The organism is Paraburkholderia sp. J63 (assembly GCF_905220245.1).
Lineage (GTDB): Bacteria > Pseudomonadota > Gammaproteobacteria > Burkholderiales > Burkholderiaceae > Paraburkholderia.
Map to the genome: position 1 here is coordinate 18,024 of NZ_CAJMZF010000014.1, position 18,939 is coordinate 36,962.

The following is an 18,939-nucleotide window of genomic DNA, read 5'->3' on the forward strand; positions in this document are numbered from 1 at the left end:
GACTTACGCCTGGCGCGTCCGCCGTTATCGAAAGCTCTTGAGCAGGATGCTCGTCTCGGTGTGCCGGATGCCCTTGATCAGCCTGACGCGCTCCAGCACCCGCGAGAGTTCGGCAGGCGAGAGCGCCCGCAATTCGGCGAGCAGGTCCCAGCGGCCATTGGTGTCGTGCAGCGCGGTGAGCGCCGGATCGCCCATCAGGCTCGCCACCACTTCATGCGTGCGATTGCCGTCCACCTGCACGCCCATCCAGGCGCGGATGTGGTCGGGCTCGGCCTCGGGCCTGAGCTTGATCGTGTAGCCGACAATCACGTGCGCGTCTTCGAGCCGACGCAGGCGGGCCGTGACCGTGCCGCGTGCGACGTTGAGCTTCGCGGCGAGCGTCGCCACACTCAGGCGCGCGTCGGCGCGCAACAGCGAGATCAGCTTCGTATCGGTGTCGTCCATTTCACAAGCGGCCCGGGCGTGTGAAGGCGCCCGGGCCGTCCTTCCTTCAGTTGCGCAGATAGCGCTCGGCGAGCAGCGCCCAGTACGCGCCGCCCACGACGATGTTTCCGTCGTCGAAATCGTAGCCGGGGTTGTGGACCATGCAGCCTCCATCGCCCGCGCCGTTGCCGATCAGCAGGTAGCTGCCCGGGCAATATTCGAGCATGACCGCGAAGTCCTCGCTACCTGTCAGTGCGCCGCCGTCGCGCGTGACGCCTGATTCACCGAGCAGCTCGATTCCGACCTCGCGCGCAAATGCCGTTTCGGCCGCTGTGTTCACGAGCACGGGGTAGTCGCGCTTGTAATGTACCTGCGCCTGCACGCCGAAGCTTTGCGCCTGCAGTTCGACCAGCGCGCGAATACGTGCCTCGAGCAGGTCGCGAACATCGCGGTCGAGCGCGCGCACGCTCAGTTCGAGCCGCGCGCTATCGGGAATCACATTGTTCGCGCGGCCCGCCGACAGTTCGCCGACGGTGACCACCGCCGTTTGCTGCGGATCCACGTTGCGCGAGACCACGGTCTGGAGCGCCATCACGATGCTCGCGGCCGCGACTACAGGATCGGTTGCGCGGTGTGGCATCGCGCCGTGTCCGCCGAGCCCGGTCACGACGATCGTGACGTCGTCGCTCGACGCCATCATCGCGCCCTCGCGAAACACCAGATGGCCTTGCGCGACGCCCGGCATGTTGTGCATCGCGAAGATCGCATCGCAGGGAAAGCGCGCGAACAGCCCTTCCTCGATCATGATCCTGGCGCCGCCCGGATGTTCCTCGGCGGGCTGGAATACGAGGTTGAGCGTGCCCGAGAAGTCGCCGCGTTCCGCGAGATAGCGCGCCGCCGCCATCAGCATGGCCGTATGGCCATCGTGGCCGCACGCGTGCATCACGCCGTCGTGGCGGCTTTGCCAGGGCAGGCCGGTTGCCTCGCGGATCGGCAGCGCATCGAGGTCGGCGCGCAGACCGAGGCGCTTGCCGCCGACGCCGCGTTTGAGCGTGGCGACGACGCCCGTTCTTGCGAGTCCGCGATGCACCTCGTAGCCCCACGCAGAAAGTCGTTGCGCGATCAATGATGAGGTGCGCGTTTCCTCGAGGCCGAGTTCGGGATGACGATGAATGTCGCGGCGCAATTCAACGAATTCATCGGCGTACGCGCGCATCGTTTCAAGCAGTGGATGGGTCATGCGCCGCCTCGGAACGCGAGCGGCATCTGCGCGCGCTGCTCGATCGCCTCGCCGGCTGCAAGGCAGAGGTCTTCGCGGAACGCGCCCGCCACGATCTGCACGCCCACGGGCACGCCATCGTGCAGACCGGTCGGCACGCTGAGCCCCGGCAGGTTCAGCGCGGCGATCAGCTTGAGCGGCAACTGCGCATCGAGAATGCGCGCCATGGTCGCCGGACCTTCGAGATCCATGCCCCATGGCAGCGGCAATTCGAGCGAAGTCGGCATCAGCACGACCGGATACTGCTCCAGGAAGGCGTTCCAGCGGCGGCGCAGCCGGTCGCGGCGCGCGAAGCCGTTCATGTAGCGTTCGAGTGTCGGCGCGCCGCCGTATTTCGGAAGCATCGCATGCAGCGCGGCGCGCGCGCCGTCGTCGCCGTATTCGTCGATGGTCGGGGCGAAGCCCTGAGCGATCTCCGTCATGGCGATATCCATCCAGATATCGAATCCTTCGCGCAGATCGGGCGGCGTGATGCGCTCTACCGTGTAGCCAGCGTCTTCGAGCCAATGTGCGGCGCACGCCAGGGCTTCGCGGATGGGGGGCGCGATCGTCATACCGTCGATCTGGTCGACCAGTGCGACGCGTATCGGCCCATCGATTGCAGGGCCTTCGAGCGGCGCGGGCACCCAGTTCGGGTCGCGTGTGTCGCGCGCTGACATCGCCGCGAGACTCACGCGCAAGTCGCGCACCGAGCGCGCGAGCGGACCCTGCACCGCGTAGAACTGCGCGGCGAACGTGCGCAGTTCGCCGGAGGTCGGTGTCCAGGAGGGCACGCGCCCGGCGGTCGGGCGCAGCCCGGCTACGCCGCACGCGTACGCCGGATAGCGCACCGAACCCGCCAGGTCGTTGCCGTGAGCGACCGGGCACATGCCCGCTGCCACTGCCGCCGAGGCGCCTCCCGACGAGCCGCCCGGCGTGATGTCGTGGCGCCACGGGTTCAGCGTGCGGCCGTGGAGCGCGTTCTCCGTGAACCAGCGCATCGAAAACGCTGGCGTGTTGGTGCGGCCGACGATCACGGCCCCGGCTTTCAGCAGATTGGATGTGACGGGACTGTGCGCTTGTGCAATGAGGTCGCGCTTGGCGACGACGCCGTGCGTCGTCGGTTCACCGGTGACGTCCACGTTGCACTTGATCGTCACGGGTACGCCGTGCAGCGCGCCAAGCGATGCGCCGCGCGAGCGCTTTGCGTCCGCTTCGTCCGCGGCCTGCAGCGCTGATTCGCGGTTGACGTGCGTAAGCGCGTTGATCTGCGGATTGGTGGCGTCGATGCGTTGCAGGCAGCTTGTTACCGCGTCGCGGCTCGAAATGTCGCCGCGCGCGATGGCCGCGGCGATCTGCCATGCTTCCCAGCGCCAGATGTCGGTCGGCAACGCGCTGTGCGCGACGCCCGCTTGCATGTGTTTCATATTTCGCTTTCCTGATGAATAAAGCCCAGCGCCGCGCGATCCTGTACGCGAACGTCGGGCACGCCGGCCATATGCGCCGGCAACACGTCAAAACAGATGGCGGATGCCCACGCGCGAGACGAACTGGCGGTCGGTAGAAGAGGGCGCGGTGAGCGCGATCGACGCCACCGTGCCCGGGCCGGTGGCCTTTTGCGCGTCGAGATCGACATAGACATCTGTGCGCTTGGACAGCAGATAATCGATGCCCGCCGTGGCCGTGTACCAGCGCGAGGCCTCGAAGCGGTCATATGAGAGCTTGGCTGCGAGCACGAGCGATGGCTGCAGGTGCCAGTCGCCGCCTACATGCAGTACCTGATCGGTCGACGCACGGCCCGCAAGTTCGAGTCGCGTGTTCGTATAGAGCGCCGCGGCGTCCCAGTTGCCAAACGCCCAGGTGGCACCAATGCCCAGAATGCGCTGGCTGTCGACCACGAGCGGCACGGCGGGGTTCACGCTTTGGCCGAGCACGGTTGTCGCGCCCAGCAGGCCCGCGAAGGTAGGCGCCTTGTTGATGTCGGTGAGCACGATCGCCGCGGAAAACGGGCCGTACGTGTACTGGAGATTGGCGCTGAGCGCCCGGCCCAGATTCGTCGAGAGCGCGCCGCTGTTCTGCCCGAACGCATACATGGCGCCCGCCTTGAACCCACCGAAGGAGGGCGTGACGTACTGCACGGCGTTGTTCAGCCGCTCGCCGGAGACGCGGTCGAAGTCGGCATTCTGTACGCCAAACAGGCCGCAGTTCAGGCACGGCAGATAGTGCTCGAGAAGCACCGTGAAATCGTACTGACGCCCGAGCGTTAGCTCACCAATCGAGCGCTGCCCAAGCCCGACATAGGCCTGTTTGCCGAATATGAGGCCACCTTGGCCGAGCGCGCCGGTATTGGCGCTGAAGCCGTTCTCGAGCTTGAAGAACGCACGCATGCCACCGCCCAGGTCCTCGGAGCCGAGAAAGCCAAGCGCATTCGCCTTGTTCACGCCGTCCTGCATCTTGAGGAGCGAGTGGCCGCCGTAGTTGTTGACGTAGGTAAGACCGTTGTCCACGCTGCCGAACAAGGTCACCGACGATTGCGCCAGGGCGCCGTGCGCGATGCCGGAAAGCAGCAGCAATGCTGCGATGTGACGTCTCACGTGAGGATCTCCGTAGTGTTTATGGTTTTCTGTTGGGGTAAGGAAGTACGGGCGCGATGCGCGGGCGTGCGCATGCCCTGGTCGGCCGGCATGCTGCCGGCAACCTGCCAATCTCGTATCGTTGAAATTGCTGAAGGTGCGTGCGCGAGGCGGAGCGCGTTTGCTCCGCGAGCTTCAGGCGTGCTGCTGTGCTTCGGTGCTTGCGGCCGTGCGCTGCGTCATCGCGAGCACGCCAGTCGTGCCGATCACGACGCTGACTGCGATATACCAGGCCGGCGCGAGACGATCTCCCGTTACGCGGGTGAGCCAGGCGTTGATCAACGGTGCGAGACCGCCGAAGCAAAGCGCGCCGAGGTTGTAGACGATGGCCATGCCGGTCGAGCGGATTTGCACCGGAAATGCTTCGGCCAGCGCGGCCGCGGAAGGACCCCAGAAGAAGCTCATGAGAAACGCGCTCACCAGTTCGAAGCGAATCAGGTTCGCGGCGCTGGGCATGCTGACGAGCGCTCCGAGCAGCGGCCATACCAGCACGCCATAGGCGAGCATGGCGGGGACCATTACGCGGCGGCGTCCGTAGCGATCCGCGAGCATGCCGGTCAGCGGGCACATCACGAGCAGGACGAGCGCGCCCGCGAGCATGCCGAGCTGGCCCGCGCTCGCGTCAAGCCCGAGCTGGCCACTCGCAAAGAGCGGGATATAGATGAGACCGACGTAAGACGAGGTCGTGCACACGGCCACGATGCCGAGCGTTCCGAGCAGTTCGCGTGGAAAGCGCCTGACGATACCAGCAAGGGAGAGCCGTTCGCTCTGCACCACGCGACGCTGGTTGACGAGCGCGGAGAATTCGGGCGATTCGTCGACACGCAGTCGAATGTAGTAGCCGATCGGTCCAATCAGCGCGCCGAACAGGAACGGCAGGCGCCAGCCCCATGCATTGAGCGCGGCAGGCTCCAGGGAATGCAGCAACAGGTACGCTACCGCACCCCCGAGCGCGAACGAGAGCGCCTGCGAGCAGGCCTGGAAGCTACCGATCAGGTTGCGCCGTCCCGCAGGGGAGTATTCGAGCAGCATGGCGGTCGCGCTCGCAAATTCACCGCCCGCCGAGAATCCCTGAAGCATGCGCGCCCCCACTACGAGCACGGAGGCGGCAATGCCGATCGACGCATAAGACGGCGTGAGGCCAATGATCAGCGTGCCTGCTGACATCATGAGGATGATGGCCGAGAGCGCCGCCTTGCGGCCTGCGCGGTCGGCATAGATGCCGAGCAGCACGCCGCCGACCGGACGCACGATGAAGGCGAGACCGAACGATGCGAAAGCCACGAGCAACATGGCGGCGCCATCCTGTGGCGGAAACATCAGGCGCGAAATGACGATCGAGAAGCTGCTGTAGATGCCGAAGTCGAACCACTCCAGCCCGTTGCCGATCACCGACGACACGATCGCCCTGCGACGCGCGCGCGGATCGATCGACGGACCAGAATGTGAGTCTTGCCTTGCCATATGCGTCCCGTGGCTTGAGTTCGAAATGAGCCTGCGCCGGGCTGGCCGCAAACCGTTGCCACGATCGTAGGGCGGGGCGCGTGAGTCTCCTAGCCAACGAAACAATTAGGTGTAAGGTTTTGCTTTACACCTGTGTACGCGCCCTCATTCGGCGGCGTCGACGAACTCGACCGAACTCATCATGCGTCGTACCGTCGGCTCGGCGCTGTTCTGGCAGGCGTGCGCGGCTTCCGTTATGCATTCCGCCATCAATTGTGCCGCCGCGCTGGGCGTGTCACTGCGGCGCATCACGAGGCTGGTGGTCATTTCGGGCATCTCGTCCTTGATCGGCAGCGCGATCGTGCGGCCTCGCATGAGCGGCGATTCGACGAGCGGCCATGGGCAAACCGTCAGCATGTCGCTGCCTTCCATCATTGCCATCGACACAAGCGTGGAGCGGGCATAGTGAACCTGATTCGCAGCGAGCTTCACGCCATGGCGCTTGAGCATCGCGCTATGACGCTGTTCGTGCGTGTCTTCGCGCATCGTCATGACCCAGCTTTGGCCATCGAGGTCGCGCAGGGACGTGGCATTCGCAAGCGGATGCCCTTGGCGCGCGACGATCGCGAGGCCACAGCGGAACAGTTCCCGCGACACGAAATTCGCGCTCAGCGCACGCGGTGCGGCGAGGCCGATCAGGAAGTCGAGTGTGCCGTCGCGCAGCCATTCGTGCGAAGTACCGATCGCCTCACTGAAGTCGAGGCGCACGTCGGGGCGCAGGCGCTGAAACACGGCGAGTGCGCTCGGCAGAATGGTCTCGGACACCCAGGGCGTCACGCCGATGGTCACGGCTCCGCCGGTCAGGCCCTGGATCTGCTCGATCTCTTCTTCAGCGCGGTCGATCTGGGTGAGTATCAGGCGCGCGTGCGCGAGCAGGCGCCGGCCGGGGTAGGTGAGTTGCACGCCTTGCGGCTGTCGGGAGAAGAGCGGCGCTCCTGTGCGCCGCTCCAGTTCGCGCAGTGCGAGGCTCACTGCGGTGGCCGAGAGGCCGAGATGTTCCGCGGCGGCACGCATGCTGCCTTTTTCCGCGACGCTCACAAAACAGCGCAGATGTTGGATTTTCATGGGGGCAAGCGTTAAGGTCGTCCTCAATGATAGTGGCAGGCGCGCCCTTCATTTTCGAGAGAATTTTTACTCCACGCGCACTGCCTGCTTTGGGACAGTAAGCGTCAGGGGAATTTCAACCAATTCCGTCCCGCCGGCCAGTCAGAGATTTAGTCGTCGATGGCATCTTCAATTCCCCGCTGACGGGCAAGTTGTGCGGGCCTGTCATTAATTTCGTGTTCAAGGCATATGATTCTTCCCAGGAGAAACTATGCCTCGCAAACCGAAGACCCCACCGGTAGAGCTACCGGCCATTCCCGCTGAACTGCTGGAGCAATTCGGCAACGGCCCGATGACAGCCGAAGCCATCAATGCCGCAACGCTGGCACTCAAGAAGGCGCTGATCGAACGGGCGCTGGGCGGTGAGATGAATCACCCTCTCGGCTACGCGCCAGGCAGCGCCAAACCGGCCAGCGTGACGAACCAGCGCAACGGCCGTGGTGCCAAGACCGTCCTGACCGAAGACGGCCCGATCCGCGTTGAGGTGCCACGCGACCGCGACGGCAGCTTCGAACCGCTGCTGATCCCCAAACACGAACGCCGCTTCACGGGATTCGACGACAAGATCGTTGCGATGTACGCGCGGGGCATTACGGTGCGCGAGATTCAGGGCTTCCTGAAAGAGCAGTATGCGACCGAGGTCTCACCGGAGTTCATCAGATCGGTCACCGACGAGGTCATGGCCAAAGTCACTGCCTGGCAGGCGCGCCCGCTTGAGCCGATGTATCCGGTCGTGGTCTTCGACGCGCTGCGCGTGAAGATCCGCGAGGACGCCGTCGTACGCAATAAGGCGGTCTATCTGGAAATTCGTCTGATCCCGATGCAACTGCCCCAACGCTGTTCCGTGTGCGGTTTCTCACGGGTCTTTTGCAGAGCCAATTTCCTGCAACGCTTCCTCGATTGCGGCCGTAACAGATGGGGCGAGCATTGCGACTCCGTCCTGTGTCAGATGGTCCGTGTCCTTGTATAGCCCATGACCCTGTTTTACTGTGAAACACTCGCTGTGATCGCATAGCGCGTCGAACGGATCGACCATCGAAACGTTTCCACCTTGCGCAGCAATACGTGCGATCTGATTGCCGTGTTCAGCGACGTTTGCCTCACCGGAGCGAGGAATACTCATCTGCGGTATCTCGTGTCCAGCTGCGAATTGCGACCGCGCCCACAGCCGCGGAAGATCACCTTGAGGATTTGGAACCGCCTTCACGAGTACCATCTTGCCGCCACGGGCGGAAAGCTCGGTAGCAATATCCCTCAATACGCCACCCTCATAGTTTGCTTCATACCGTTGCCAGTCCCCGGCAACAACGACGAGCCTGATCGAAGGCGTGTGCATGAAATAGTCGAAGGCGAAGTTCGCGTATCGCTCACAGCCCGGAAAGACTTCTGCACCCGATCCCGGAAACACTTTGCCTCGGAATGGCGGACATCCGCCCAGCGTTGCTACGACGCCCGGAACGTGCATCCCGGCCGACGCCTGATCGACGACCGGTTGAATCATGTTCGCGAAGGAATCACCCCATAGCATCATTACTGGCTGATTGCCCGATGGTATGCCGCCCAGGCTACAGAAGTCGCCCGATGTATGTTTTGTCCCGTCCACATCTCTCATGCACTCGTAGCTACGTGGTGCCTCGCTCTTCATGGCTTCCGACGCTGCGCGAAGGTAGGTAGGCAGTCTGCCCTGAAGGCCATTCGTTTTCTGCAGCACAGCGGTAAATGTCAAACCAGAAGCTATGCCGAGCACGAATAGTAAAGCAATCGAGCCATTGCGCAGTCGTCGACGGCTTGGTTGCTCGACCGCGACGTACGACACCCAGCCCACTGCAACTGACGCCGCAATCAGCAGCGCCACCTGGCCCGGGGACGGATCGCTGCCGACGCGTTCCCGGAAGGCAAGCAGAATCGGCCAGTGCCAGAGATATATCGAGTAGGAAATCGTGCCGATGAACTGTAGCAGCCGACACGACAGCAGGCTCGTGACGAACCCCTCACCCGCATAGATGATCAACGCTGTTCCTGCGACCGGGAGAATCGCGCGCCATCCCGGATATGGGTCATCGCCACGCAGGCCGAAGATGGCGAACATCAACAGTGCTGCACCGATAACCGATACGATGTTCGCACTCGACAGCCTCGGCCGCACAACGACCAAAGCGGCCACCGATCCCGTCATAAACTCCCACGCGCGCCCCCATAGCAGATAGAACGAGCTTGCTTGATGCGCGGGCGTATGAATAACGCACCAAACTAGCGACGCCAGCGCGACGACGCAGAAGGCAATCCAGCCCCCCAATTTGCGACGCGATCCTGAGCGAGGCCAGAAAAGCGCGCAGCTCGCCGCGAACGCGAGATAAAACTGGGATTCGACGGCTAGAGACCAGGTGTGCAGAAAGATGTTCGTGCGCGCATCAGGCGCGAAATAACCTCCCGCGTCGCTAAGGAAGGCATAGTTCGAGCGGAACAGTAGAGACGCTGTGCCATTGCGTACAAGTCTGATGAAGTCGTCTGGCAGATAAAATAGCGATGCCCACGTGCAGGACGCGATCACCGTGACGAGCAGGGCGGGAAAAATCCGGCGCAGGCGATTCAGGAGGAACTGTCCCCCCGAAAATTGCCCCGCCTGTAACCGCCTATGCGCAATTGAGGTAAGCAAGAACCCCGAGATGACGAAGAACACGTCGACGCCGATGTATCCGCCGCCAAAGAACCCCACCCCGTAGTGAAAAAAGACGACCGCAATGACTGCAATCGCTCGCAGGCCGTTTATGTCCTTTCTGAATTCCATTCGCTTGGCAACCAGTCAGCTCCTGCTGAGCGGGGCATCCTCGTAATGACGCAGTAGCGATAAGCCGCCTCTGCTTATCGCCGGCAGGCAAAATCTGATATTTTATCTGCTTGTTCGCCACGACCTGGGTGTATGGGCAGTGACGGTTCGCGCTTTCATTCGCGCGCTAATGGCACGGGCCGGATGTTGGTGTTGGCCACAGTGAGATAACCGCACGCGAGCCCGACGAGGGCGCAATAGGCGCCAGCCGCAGTGTCGCCACGAGATTCACGACGAACACCACCGCAAGCGCAAGCAGCCATTTGGCGAGCACCACGAACTTCGCCTGATATTTGAGCACGACGAGGTTCCCAATTGCCTCCGCATAATCCGGCCCGAACACGTGAGCGATAACGAAACCAGAACACACGCAAAAGCTGGTTCTTTTTGGCGCATATCACTCCGGACGACTCTCCGACAGCCCGAAATAGCGGACCTTGCCTTCGCGCACGCGGCGCGGTCTGTGACGGCAGGATTCAACGACGCCGTCGTCTCGTCGCTTGTGCACCTATGGCCGCATGTCGCGACTTGGTCACAAAGAAACCTCGGCGGTCAACGCGTCCCACGGCGCGCTCAGACGTCCTTCTTCACGCACGATAAGGCCGGCGTTCTCCAGAATCACCACGTCTTCGTAGACACGCTTGTAGTCCCGATTCAGTGCAGTTGCCAACGCCTTCACGCTCTCCGCGCTTTCGCGGTGTAGATGACGAAGCATCTCAAGGCGCTTCGGCGACAGTGCAGCGAGCATCTCCTCGAGCGACAGAAACGTCACGTGCCGCTCTTCGAAATTCTCGCCTGCCTGCGCACGGTTAAACGCCGCCGCGAACCGACGACCCATATCCCGTGCACCACCCACATGCACATTAAGTTTGCTCATGATTCACCTCGCTCACGCTCTACATCATCAAGAAAATCTGCCACCATCTGCTCAGGCGTCGAAAATGCGTACGGCTCTTCCCGATCGCGATAGTGCCGGTGGTCGCCTTTGCCCTGCTCGTTGTCGTAACCGATGATTCGTTGACCTGCGCGACCATAAAACAGGCTGTACTTGAGACCGTGCGGCCGTTCGCTGTCGATCTTCGGTAATCGCCAGATGCGCATTTCGAGAATGGCCCCGTCTGGGTAGACGGTTCGGTCTTCGAACAAGAGTGTGGCTTTCTTCTTCATATGGCGTAGGATGCCATACGTATATTATGGCGTCAAGCGCCATAATATAGCGTGGGTGTACAACGTATTTTCTGTGCGTTCGACGTCGGTGGGTGTATGCAACCGGTCCGCAGCGATGCCTGAAACGGAGTTCATTTTGTGCCGTAGCGCACGGCCGACAATGCCTTGAACCGTCGAGTGACAGCCAGCCGGGGGTGACGAGGCGCCGAAGCGGTTGACCGTTCCATTCGGCGGGCCCGTCGGTCGCCTCAATCCGTCCCTGTGCGTCTGGTAATCGAGCGCGGAGATAGCCGCTCCTGACCAAGGGGGAAACCGGCTGGATCGGGAGAGCCGGGTTGGTGGCTATTCGCGATCACCCCCCGGAAAATGCCGCCTGTCGGCCCGGCGTCACCGCGCTTCAAACGTCCGGGGGCGGCACCCCTGTCTTTAATCTTCCCGCGTATGGCTTGCGATAGCGCGAGCAGGTTACAGCCCGTTACTCATTGTCCGCTGCGCGCAAACACCGTGCGCTTGATACGGTGCAGCACGCCGTACGGCGTCACGAAATGCAGCAAGCTTTTCGCAATCCCCGCCCAGTCGCGCCAGTTCAGCACATTCCAATACCGCGCCTGCAAACGCAGCGTGGAGACGATCTGCCGCCGGCGCTTGGTCGCGCTGATACCGCCTTCGTTGAGCTCGTAATAAAGCCCAAGCTCCGGTAGGTTCGCACAGTCATAACGCTCCATCAGCCGCAAGAACAAATCAAGATCCTCAGCCGCCGGATACTGCACACGATAATTCCCCACCGCCAACACCGCATCGATTCTCAGCATCACCGAAGGATGCACAAGCGGCGAGCGCAGCATGCGCGTACGGCGCAGCGTTCGCGCATCAGCGGCGGGCCGCAGCATAAAAAGCGGTGCCCCAGCGCGATTCACGACCTGCGTCCACGTCCCAAGCGCCGCAAGCCTTGGTTCAGCCTCCATCCGCGCCCGTTGCTTCGCGAGCCGTTGCGGCGCGGCGAGATCCCCGGAATCGATACGCGCCGCGTAGCGAAACCCACGCGCCGCAAGCGCTTCCACGCCCGCCTTCAGAGCACGTTCGATCCCACCGTTCTGCGCCATGCGCAGCACCTCGACCTGCATACCCGACAAGTTGGGCGCAACGATAGGCGGCGTACTTCCATCATCGACGATAAGCACATAAACCAGCGCATCCTCGACAAACGAAGCGAGCGTGCGCTCGACATCGGCCTGGCCGTTGAAGGCGGGCATCAGCACGGCCACGTCGGCGAGTGCGCCGGTACGTGCATCATCAGCGTGCGCGGCGGCGTGAGAATTCGTCATGAAGCCAACTTGAAGCGGATGTAATAGAAGTTCACGCCAGCCGCCGCGAGATAACCGCACGCGAGCCCGACAAGCGCGCCATAAGCGCCAAGCCGCGGAATCGCCACAAGATTCACAACGAACGCCACCGCAAGCGCAAGCAGCCACTTGGCAAGCAGAACGAACTTCGCCTGATATTTGAGCACGACGAGATTACCAATCGCTTCGATCCCCGCAGGCAGCGAAAGCCACACGGCCCAGCGGAAAATACCGATCGCCTCGGCATAATCCGGCCCGAACACATGACCGATGATGAAGCCCGCGAGTGCGTCGAGCACGATTGCGCCCGCAACCATCAGCGCGGCCGTCATTGCGAAGAGACGCACGAGATTGCGGCGCAGTTGCGCGGCCTGCTGCACGCGATAGACGAAGGCGGGCGCGATCGTCTGCGAGAGCATGAGCGCGAGCGTGATCCAGTTTTCGTTGAGCTGCTGCGCGGCCGAGTAGCGGCCGAGGTCGGCGAACGAGATCGTGCGCTCGAGCATGAGCCGGTCGAGCTTGAGGAACAGGTACATGCAGATGAGCCCGAGCCAGAACACGGTGCCCGCCGTCGCGAAGTGCCTGAAGAGCGCGCGGTCCACGTGCCAGCCGAGCTTGCCGCCGTGCCGGCGCCGGAAGTAGAGCACGAGCGCCGCGCCGATGGCCGCCGATTCGAGCGCCCAGAGCCAGCCGAAGCTCGCGGGCGTGAACGCCGCGCGCGCGAGCAGGAACACGAGCAGCGCCTTGACCACGGCCGTGCTCATGCTCGCGAGCAATTGTGGCTTGCTGTACGTCATGCTCTGCAGCCACGCGTTGATCACGCCGACGAACGGTTCGCGAAACAGCATCGTGACGGCGAGCCCGGCGAGCATCGCGCCCACGAGCGGGTCGGTCGCGCCCATCGCGATTCCGGCCCAGGTCACGAGCAACGCCGCCGCCGAGACGCCGATGCGCAACGCAAAGGCGCTGCCGAGCACGGTGCCCAGTTCCTCGTGCGGTTTGTTCACGATGGTCGGCACGAGGATCTCGGCGCCGCAGACCCAGGTGATGGGGGCGAGCACGAGCAGCAGCGTGTTGGCGTATTGCCATTTGCCGAACACGTCGGGGCCGAAATAGCGCGCGAGCACGCCGCTGATGACAATGGCCACGGCGATCTGCGTGATGCGCTCGAGGCCGAGCCACACGATGTTTGCGAATGCACGCCGGACGTCGGGGTTCGCATAGCGTTTGAGGCTCAGCATGGGGGGCGCGCGCCGGTTATGTTTATGTAATAGGCATGCCGCGTGCTCAGGCACGGGGCCGGCACGGCGACCGGCGCGGATTTTGTCGTCTGTAAGAAACGGCGAGGCATTAAAATAGGTGCATAACCAACGGCTGACGCCGAAAAACCGCAATTATAGTTGTAACGATTCCGACTTTTCGTAACGACCGGTCCCGCCAGGCGGCCAAATCGTGTTACGAATACCCCCCGACTTTCTTCGCACTGTGAGCCCCACCATGATTTCTCAATCGATTTTCAAGGCCTATGACATTCGCGGCGTTATCGGCAAGACGCTGGACGCCGACACCGCACGCGCGATCGGCCGGGCATTCGGCAGCGAAGTCCGTGCGCAGGGCGGCGACGCGGTGGTGATCGCGCGCGACGGCCGCCTTTCGGGGCCGGACCTTTCGGCCGCGCTGGCCGAGGGCCTGCGCGCCGCGGGCGTGGACGTCGTCAACGTGGGCATGGTGCCCACTCCGGTCGGCTATTTCGCGGCCAGCGTGCCGCTCAAGCTCGCTTCGGGCGAGCGCAGCGTCGACTCGTGCATCGTGGTCACGGGCAGCCACAATCCGCCCGACTACAACGGCTTCAAGATGGTCCTGCGCGGCAAGGCCATCTACGGCGACCAGATCCAGGCGCTCTATCAGCGCATCGTTGACAATCGTTTCGAATCGGGCGCGGGCACCTATGCCGATTACGACATCGCCGATGAATACATCGCGCGCATCGTGAGCGACGTGAAGCTCGCGCGTCCGCTGAAGATCGTCGTCGACACCGGCAATGGCGTGGCGGGCGGCCTCGCGCCGCGTCTGTTCAAGGCGATGGGCTGCGAGTTGGTCGAACTGTTTACGGAAGTGGACGGCACGTTCCCGAACCACCATCCGGACCCGGCGCATCCCGAGAACCTCCAGGACGTGATTCGCGCGCTCAAGGAAACCGATGCCGAAGTGGGCTTCGCGTTCGACGGCGACGGCGACCGTCTGGGCGTGGTCACGAAGGACGGCGAGATCATCTATCCGGATCGCCAGCTCATGCTGTTCGCCGAGGAAGTGCTCTCGCGCAATCCGGGCAAGCAGATCATTTACGACGTGAAGTGCACGCGCAATCTCGCGAAGTGGGTGAAGGAGAAGGGCGGTGAGCCGCTCATGTGGAAGACGGGCCACTCGCTCGTGAAGGCGAAGCTGCGCGAGACCGGCGCGCCGCTGGCCGGCGAAATGAGCGGCCACGTGTTCTTCAAGGACCGCTGGTACGGTTTCGACGACGGCCTGTACACGGGCGCGCGCCTGCTCGAGATCCTCGCGCGCGTGGCCGACCCGAGCAAGCTGCTTAACAGCCTGCCGAACTCGCACGCCACGCCTGAATTGCAGCTGAAGCTCGAAGAAGGCGAGAACTTCGCGCTCATCGCGAAGCTCCAGAAGAACGCGAAGTTCACGGGCGCCGATGACGTCATCACCATCGACGGCCTGCGTGTGGAGTATCCGGACGGCTTCGGCCTCGCGCGCTCGTCGAACACGACGCCCGTGGTCGTGATGCGCTTCGAGGCCGATAACGATGCGGCGCTCGCGCGCATTCAGGCCGACTTCAAGCGCGTGATCCTCGCCGAGAAGCCGGACGCGAAGCTGCCGTTCTGAGGCCTGGGCGTTGCCCTGACTCGCCTCTAACGTGCTGGCGATGCCGCCTCGACGCGGCATCTGAAGCAAGACCGGAAGCCCTGGCGGCGCCGTGCGGTCCTTCCGCCCGGCGCCGCGGCGTTTTCGGCGTTCGGCGGCCTGTGTGCGCATTCCAGCGCCCATATCCGCACTTTCTTCCCGCTTTTTCGCTTAACTTCGTTCGGCGCGCTAAAATTGCGGACCTTTTATCAACCTGTCCGCCCCCTTCTGCCTTGAGCGTGCAAAAGATCCTCATCGTGCGCGTGTCGTCGCTTGGCGACGTCGTCCACAACATGCCCGCCATCGCCGACATCCGGCGGCGGTATCCCGACGCGCAGATCGACTGGCTCGTCGAAGAGAGCTTCCAGTCGCTCGTCGAGCTCGTGCATGGCGTGCGCCGCGCCATTCCGTTCTCGCTGCGCCGCTGGCGCAAAGGGTTGTTCTCGGCCGCCAACTGGCGCGAGATCGGCGCGTTTCGCCGCGCGCTCGCAGCCGAGAAGTACGACCTCGTGATCGACTGCCAGGGGCTCATCAAGACCGCGTGGGTCGCGAGCTGGGCGCGCGGGCCGCTCGTGGGCCTCGGCAACCGGACCGATGGCGCGGGCTACGAATGGCCGGTGCGCTTCTTCTACAAGCGCGCGGTGCGCATCGAGCCGCGCACGCACGTGGTCGAGCGCACGCGGCAACTGGTTGCGGCCGCGCTGGACTTGCCGCCGCCGCAGCCCACCGACGATATCGACTTTGGCCTCGACACGTACCGCGCAGCGCAGGCGCTCGCCGGCGTCGGGCTGAATCTGCCAGTGCCCTATGTGGTGTTCGTGCACGCCACTTCGCGCGCCGACAAGCAATGGCCCGATGCGCACTGGATCGAGCTGGGCCAGGCGCTCGTGCGTCGCGGCGCCTCGCTCGTGCTGCCGTGGGGCAGCGAGGCCGAGCGCGCGACCAGCGAGCGTCTCGCGCGCGAGTTCGGCGAGGCGGCCATCGTGCCGCCGAAGCTCTCGCTGCCGGCCGTGGTGGGCCTCATCGACGGCGCGGCGGCCACGGTGGGCGTGGACACGGGCCTCGTGCACATCGCGGCGGCGCTGAAGCGTCCGACAGTCGAGTTGTACAATTTCGCGACCGCCTGGCGCACCGGCGGCTATTGGTCGCCGAAGGTCGTCAATCTCGGCACCGCGGGGCAGCCGCCCACGCTCGCGCAGGTCAAGGGCGCGCTGGCGGGCTTCGGCCTGCTATGAGGCGCTGCCGCCGGGCGAGTGGGGCATAGGCGGCAACGCGCCGCGGCAAACGCAACTGCAAGGCCTGACAGACTGCGGCGCATCAAGGCGCGCCAAGCGGCTCGCGGGGTATAAGGATCGGCGCCGGGCATCCCGCCAGGCATCCCGATCCATCGCTTCCAGGGGCGACCATGAACGAATCCCAGATCATCGAAATCACATCCGCCGACTGGCACGGCCAATATCTTTCGCAGCCGCGCGAGACGCTGCTCGATGCCGTCGAGCAGGGCAAGGTCCTGTACTTCCCGAAGCTCGAGTTTCCGGTCGAAGGCGGCGAGCGCGCGCTGCTCGATCCGGCCATCGCCGATCCCAAGCGCAAGAACATCAGTCTCGACCCGAACGGCGGCGCGCTGCGCGGCGTACTCGGCGACACGGTCACGCAGTCGGCGGTGCGCGCGATGATCGGGCGCTATCAGGCCTGCGCGCGCACGCTCGTCGACGGGCTCTTTCCCGAGTACGCGGCCAAGCTGCGCGTCGCGCCCACGAGCCTGCGCCTGCATCAGGTGGAGACGCGTCAGACTTCGTGGCGCAAGGACGATTCGCGCCTGCACGTCGACGCCTTTCCGTCGCGGCCGAACTACGGCGAGCGCATCCTGCGCGTATTCACCAACGTGAACCCGAACGGCATGCCGCGCGTGTGGCGCGTGGGCGAGCCGTTCGAGGACATGGCGCGGCGCTTCCTGCCGAACATCAAGCCGCAGATGCCGGGCTCGGCCTGGCTGCAGAATCTGCTGCACATCACCAAGTCGCCGCGCAGCGAGTACGACCATCTGATGCTCAATCTGCACGACAGCATGAAGGCCGATCTCGACTATCAGAAGTCGAGCCCGCAGGAGACCATCAACTTTCCGCCGGGCTGCGTCTGGGTGTGCTTCTCAGATCACGCGTCGCACGCGGTCATGTCCGGCCAGTTCATGATGGAGCAGACCTTCTTCCTGCCCGCGAAGGACATGGTCCATCCGGACTGGGCGCCGCTGGGCATTCTTCAGCGCATCAAGGGCAGGGAACTGGTTTGAAGCCGGGCTTGAATCCCGTCACGAAGACGATCGCCGCGGCGCGCATGACGCCGCGCGTCGCGGAGGCCCGATGCTGAGGGCCGTTTATCGCGCGGCCTGGTGGCTGATCGCGCCGCTCGCGGTGCTGCGCCTCATCATGCGCTCGCGGCGCGAGCGCGGCTATCGCCAGCATATCGGCGAGCGTTTCGGCTACAGCGCCGGACGCGTGCCTGAGGACGACGCGCCGCTCATCTGGGTGCACGCCGTGTCGGTGGGCGAGACGCGCGCGGCGCAGCCGCTCGTCGACGCGCTGCTGGCGGCGCGTCCCGACGCGCGCATTCTGCTCACGCATATGACGCCCGGCGGGCGCGCGACGGGCGAGCAACTGTTCGGCGATCGCGTGCTGCGCTGCTATCTGCCCTACGACATGCCGCATGCCGTGCGGCGCTTTTTGCGCGCATGGCGTCCGTCGCTCGGCCTCGTGATGGAGACCGAGGTGTGGCCGACGCTCATCGACGAATGCAAGCACGCCGACGTGCCGCTCGTGCTCACGAATGCGCGCATGTCGGCGCGCTCGTTCAAGCGCGCGGCGAAGTTCGGCGCGCATGCGCGCGAGGTGTTCGGCGGCTTCACGCGCGTGCTCGCACAAAGCCCCGCCGATGCCGAGCGCCTCACCGCGCTGGGCGCGCGCAACGTGAGCGTGCTCGGCAATCTGAAATTCGACATGGCGAGCCCGCCGGGGCTCGTCGCGCGCGGGCGCGACTGGCGCCGCGCGATTGGCGCGCGACCCGTCTGGGTCGCGGCGAGTACGCGCGAAGGCGAAGAGGAACTCGTGCTGCAGGCGTTCGCGGCGCTTGGCGTGGAAGACGCGCTGCTGATTCTCGTGCCGCGCCATCCGCAGCGCTTCGACGAGGTGGCCGCGCTCGTCGCGCGCAAGAATTTGAAGCTCAAGCGGCGCTCGAAATGGGCGTCGGCTGCCTCGAAGGCCAGCGCTGCCGCGTCGCACGAGGGCCTTCACGCGCTGCCGCAGGACGTGAACGTGCTGCTCGGCGACTCGATGGGCGAGATGGGCGCCTATTACGCGGTTGCCGATCTCGCGTTCATCGGCGGGAGTCTGTTGCCGCTGGGCGGCCAGAATCTGATCGAGGCGTGCGCGGTGGGCGTGCCGGTGCTGATCGGCCCGCACGTGTTCAACTTCACCCAGGCCACGGCCGACGCCGTGGCAGCCGGCGCGGCGCTGCAGGTGCAGGACCCGGCCGATCTCGCGCGCGCGCTGCGCGAACTCTTCAACGACAAGCCGCGCCGCGTGGCGATGGGCGCCGCCGCCGCCGCATTCGCGGCGCGCCATCGCGGCGCCACGGCGCGCACAGTTGATGTCGTGCGGGCACTCGTCTCCGACGTATGACGTCGGGCGCGGTTGCGTACGCGTTACGTGGCGAGCGTTCAGTCGAGAGGGGCGGCCTGTGCTGCACTGAATGCAGCCGTTGAGGCCGCGCGCGGAA

At 64.3% G+C, this 18,939-nt stretch carries 15 protein-coding genes and 2 pseudogenes; 5 read left to right on the forward strand and 12 right to left on the reverse strand.

The annotated features are described in order from the left end of the window. Window positions 1-24: 24 nt before the first annotated feature. The 6 genes from U5775_RS17065 to U5775_RS17090 form a co-directional block, all read right to left on the reverse strand. The gene (locus tag U5775_RS17065; RefSeq protein WP_322059264.1) at window positions 25-444 is read right to left on the reverse strand and encodes an Lrp/AsnC family transcriptional regulator; all 420 of its coding nucleotides are present in this window, start codon (window positions 442-444) and stop codon (window positions 25-27) included. Window positions 445-490: 46 nt separating this feature from the next. Then, a complete protein-coding gene (locus U5775_RS17070; protein ID WP_322059265.1) occupies window positions 491-1,663 on the reverse strand; it encodes a M20 aminoacylase family protein in 1,173 nt (390 codons plus the stop codon). Further along, entirely contained in the window at window positions 1,660-3,108 is a 1,449-nt protein-coding gene (locus U5775_RS17075) for an amidase family protein (RefSeq protein ID WP_322059266.1), read from the reverse strand. The genes U5775_RS17070 and U5775_RS17075 overlap by 4 nt, the downstream gene beginning before the upstream one ends. Before the next feature lie 87 nt (window positions 3,109-3,195). Beyond that, the gene (locus U5775_RS17080) at window positions 3,196-4,275 is read right to left on the reverse strand and encodes a porin (protein WP_322059267.1); all 1,080 of its coding nucleotides are present in this window, start codon (window positions 4,273-4,275) and stop codon (window positions 3,196-3,198) included. 174 nt (window positions 4,276-4,449) lie between these two features. Continuing rightward, complete coding sequence (locus U5775_RS17085) at window positions 4,450-5,715, reverse strand: MFS transporter (protein ID WP_322059268.1); 1,266 nt, start codon at window positions 5,713-5,715, stop codon at window positions 4,450-4,452. A gap of 207 nt (window positions 5,716-5,922) precedes the next feature. Then, a complete protein-coding gene (locus U5775_RS17090; RefSeq protein WP_322059269.1) occupies window positions 5,923-6,882 on the reverse strand; it encodes a LysR family transcriptional regulator in 960 nt (319 codons plus the stop codon). 250 nt (window positions 6,883-7,132) lie between these two features. Between U5775_RS17090 and U5775_RS17095 the strand changes: the two are divergent. Continuing rightward, window positions 7,133-7,741, forward strand: a pseudogene (locus tag U5775_RS17095) (transposase); the annotation flags it as partial. Window positions 7,742-7,777: 36 nt separating this feature from the next. On the opposite strand, the gene U5775_RS17100 reads toward U5775_RS17095, so the two are convergent. From U5775_RS17100 to U5775_RS17125, 6 genes and pseudogenes are all read right to left on the reverse strand, one after another. Continuing rightward, on the reverse strand, window positions 7,778-9,709 hold the full coding sequence (locus U5775_RS17100; protein ID WP_322059270.1) for an acyltransferase family protein: 1,932 nt from the start codon (window positions 9,707-9,709) through the stop codon (window positions 7,778-7,780). Between the two features lie 155 nt (window positions 9,710-9,864). Beyond that, window positions 9,865-10,112: pseudogene (locus tag U5775_RS17105) on the reverse strand (hypothetical protein); the annotation flags it as partial. A gap of 168 nt (window positions 10,113-10,280) precedes the next feature. Further along, a complete protein-coding gene (locus U5775_RS17110) occupies window positions 10,281-10,625 on the reverse strand; it encodes a hypothetical protein (RefSeq protein ID WP_322059271.1) in 345 nt (114 codons plus the stop codon). Beyond that, window positions 10,622-10,915: a toxin-antitoxin system TumE family protein gene (locus U5775_RS17115; protein WP_322059272.1), complete on the reverse strand. Its 294-nt coding sequence runs from the start codon at window positions 10,913-10,915 to the stop codon at window positions 10,622-10,624. Before U5775_RS17115 ends, U5775_RS17110 begins: the two co-directional genes overlap by 4 nt. A 479-nt stretch (window positions 10,916-11,394) precedes the next feature. Beyond that, window positions 11,395-12,240 carry a glycosyltransferase gene (locus U5775_RS17120; RefSeq protein ID WP_322059273.1) on the reverse strand — a complete coding sequence of 282 codons (846 nt, stop codon included), beginning with the start codon at window positions 12,238-12,240 and terminating at the stop codon, window positions 11,395-11,397. Further along, on the reverse strand, window positions 12,237-13,499 hold the full coding sequence (locus U5775_RS17125; RefSeq protein ID WP_322059274.1) for an oligosaccharide flippase family protein: 1,263 nt from the start codon (window positions 13,497-13,499) through the stop codon (window positions 12,237-12,239). The genes U5775_RS17120 and U5775_RS17125 overlap by 4 nt, the downstream gene beginning before the upstream one ends. Window positions 13,500-13,755: 256 nt before the next feature. On the opposite strand from U5775_RS17125, the gene U5775_RS17130 reads away from it, so the two are divergent. From U5775_RS17130 to waaA, 4 genes are all read left to right on the forward strand, one after another. Beyond that, complete coding sequence (locus U5775_RS17130) at window positions 13,756-15,150, forward strand: phosphomannomutase/phosphoglucomutase (RefSeq protein WP_322059275.1); 1,395 nt, start codon at window positions 13,756-13,758, stop codon at window positions 15,148-15,150. Between the two features lie 251 nt (window positions 15,151-15,401). Then, complete coding sequence (gene waaC, locus U5775_RS17135; protein ID WP_322059276.1) at window positions 15,402-16,403, forward strand: lipopolysaccharide heptosyltransferase I; 1,002 nt, start codon at window positions 15,402-15,404, stop codon at window positions 16,401-16,403. 170 nt (window positions 16,404-16,573) lie between these two features. Beyond that, complete coding sequence (locus U5775_RS17140; RefSeq protein WP_322059277.1) at window positions 16,574-17,458, forward strand: Kdo hydroxylase family protein; 885 nt, start codon at window positions 16,574-16,576, stop codon at window positions 17,456-17,458. A gap of 70 nt (window positions 17,459-17,528) precedes the next feature. Then, window positions 17,529-18,842, forward strand: coding sequence for a lipid IV(A) 3-deoxy-D-manno-octulosonic acid transferase (gene waaA / locus U5775_RS17145; protein ID WP_322059278.1), 1,314 nt, complete (start codon window positions 17,529-17,531; stop codon window positions 18,840-18,842). Window positions 18,843-18,939: the final 97 nt, after the last annotated feature.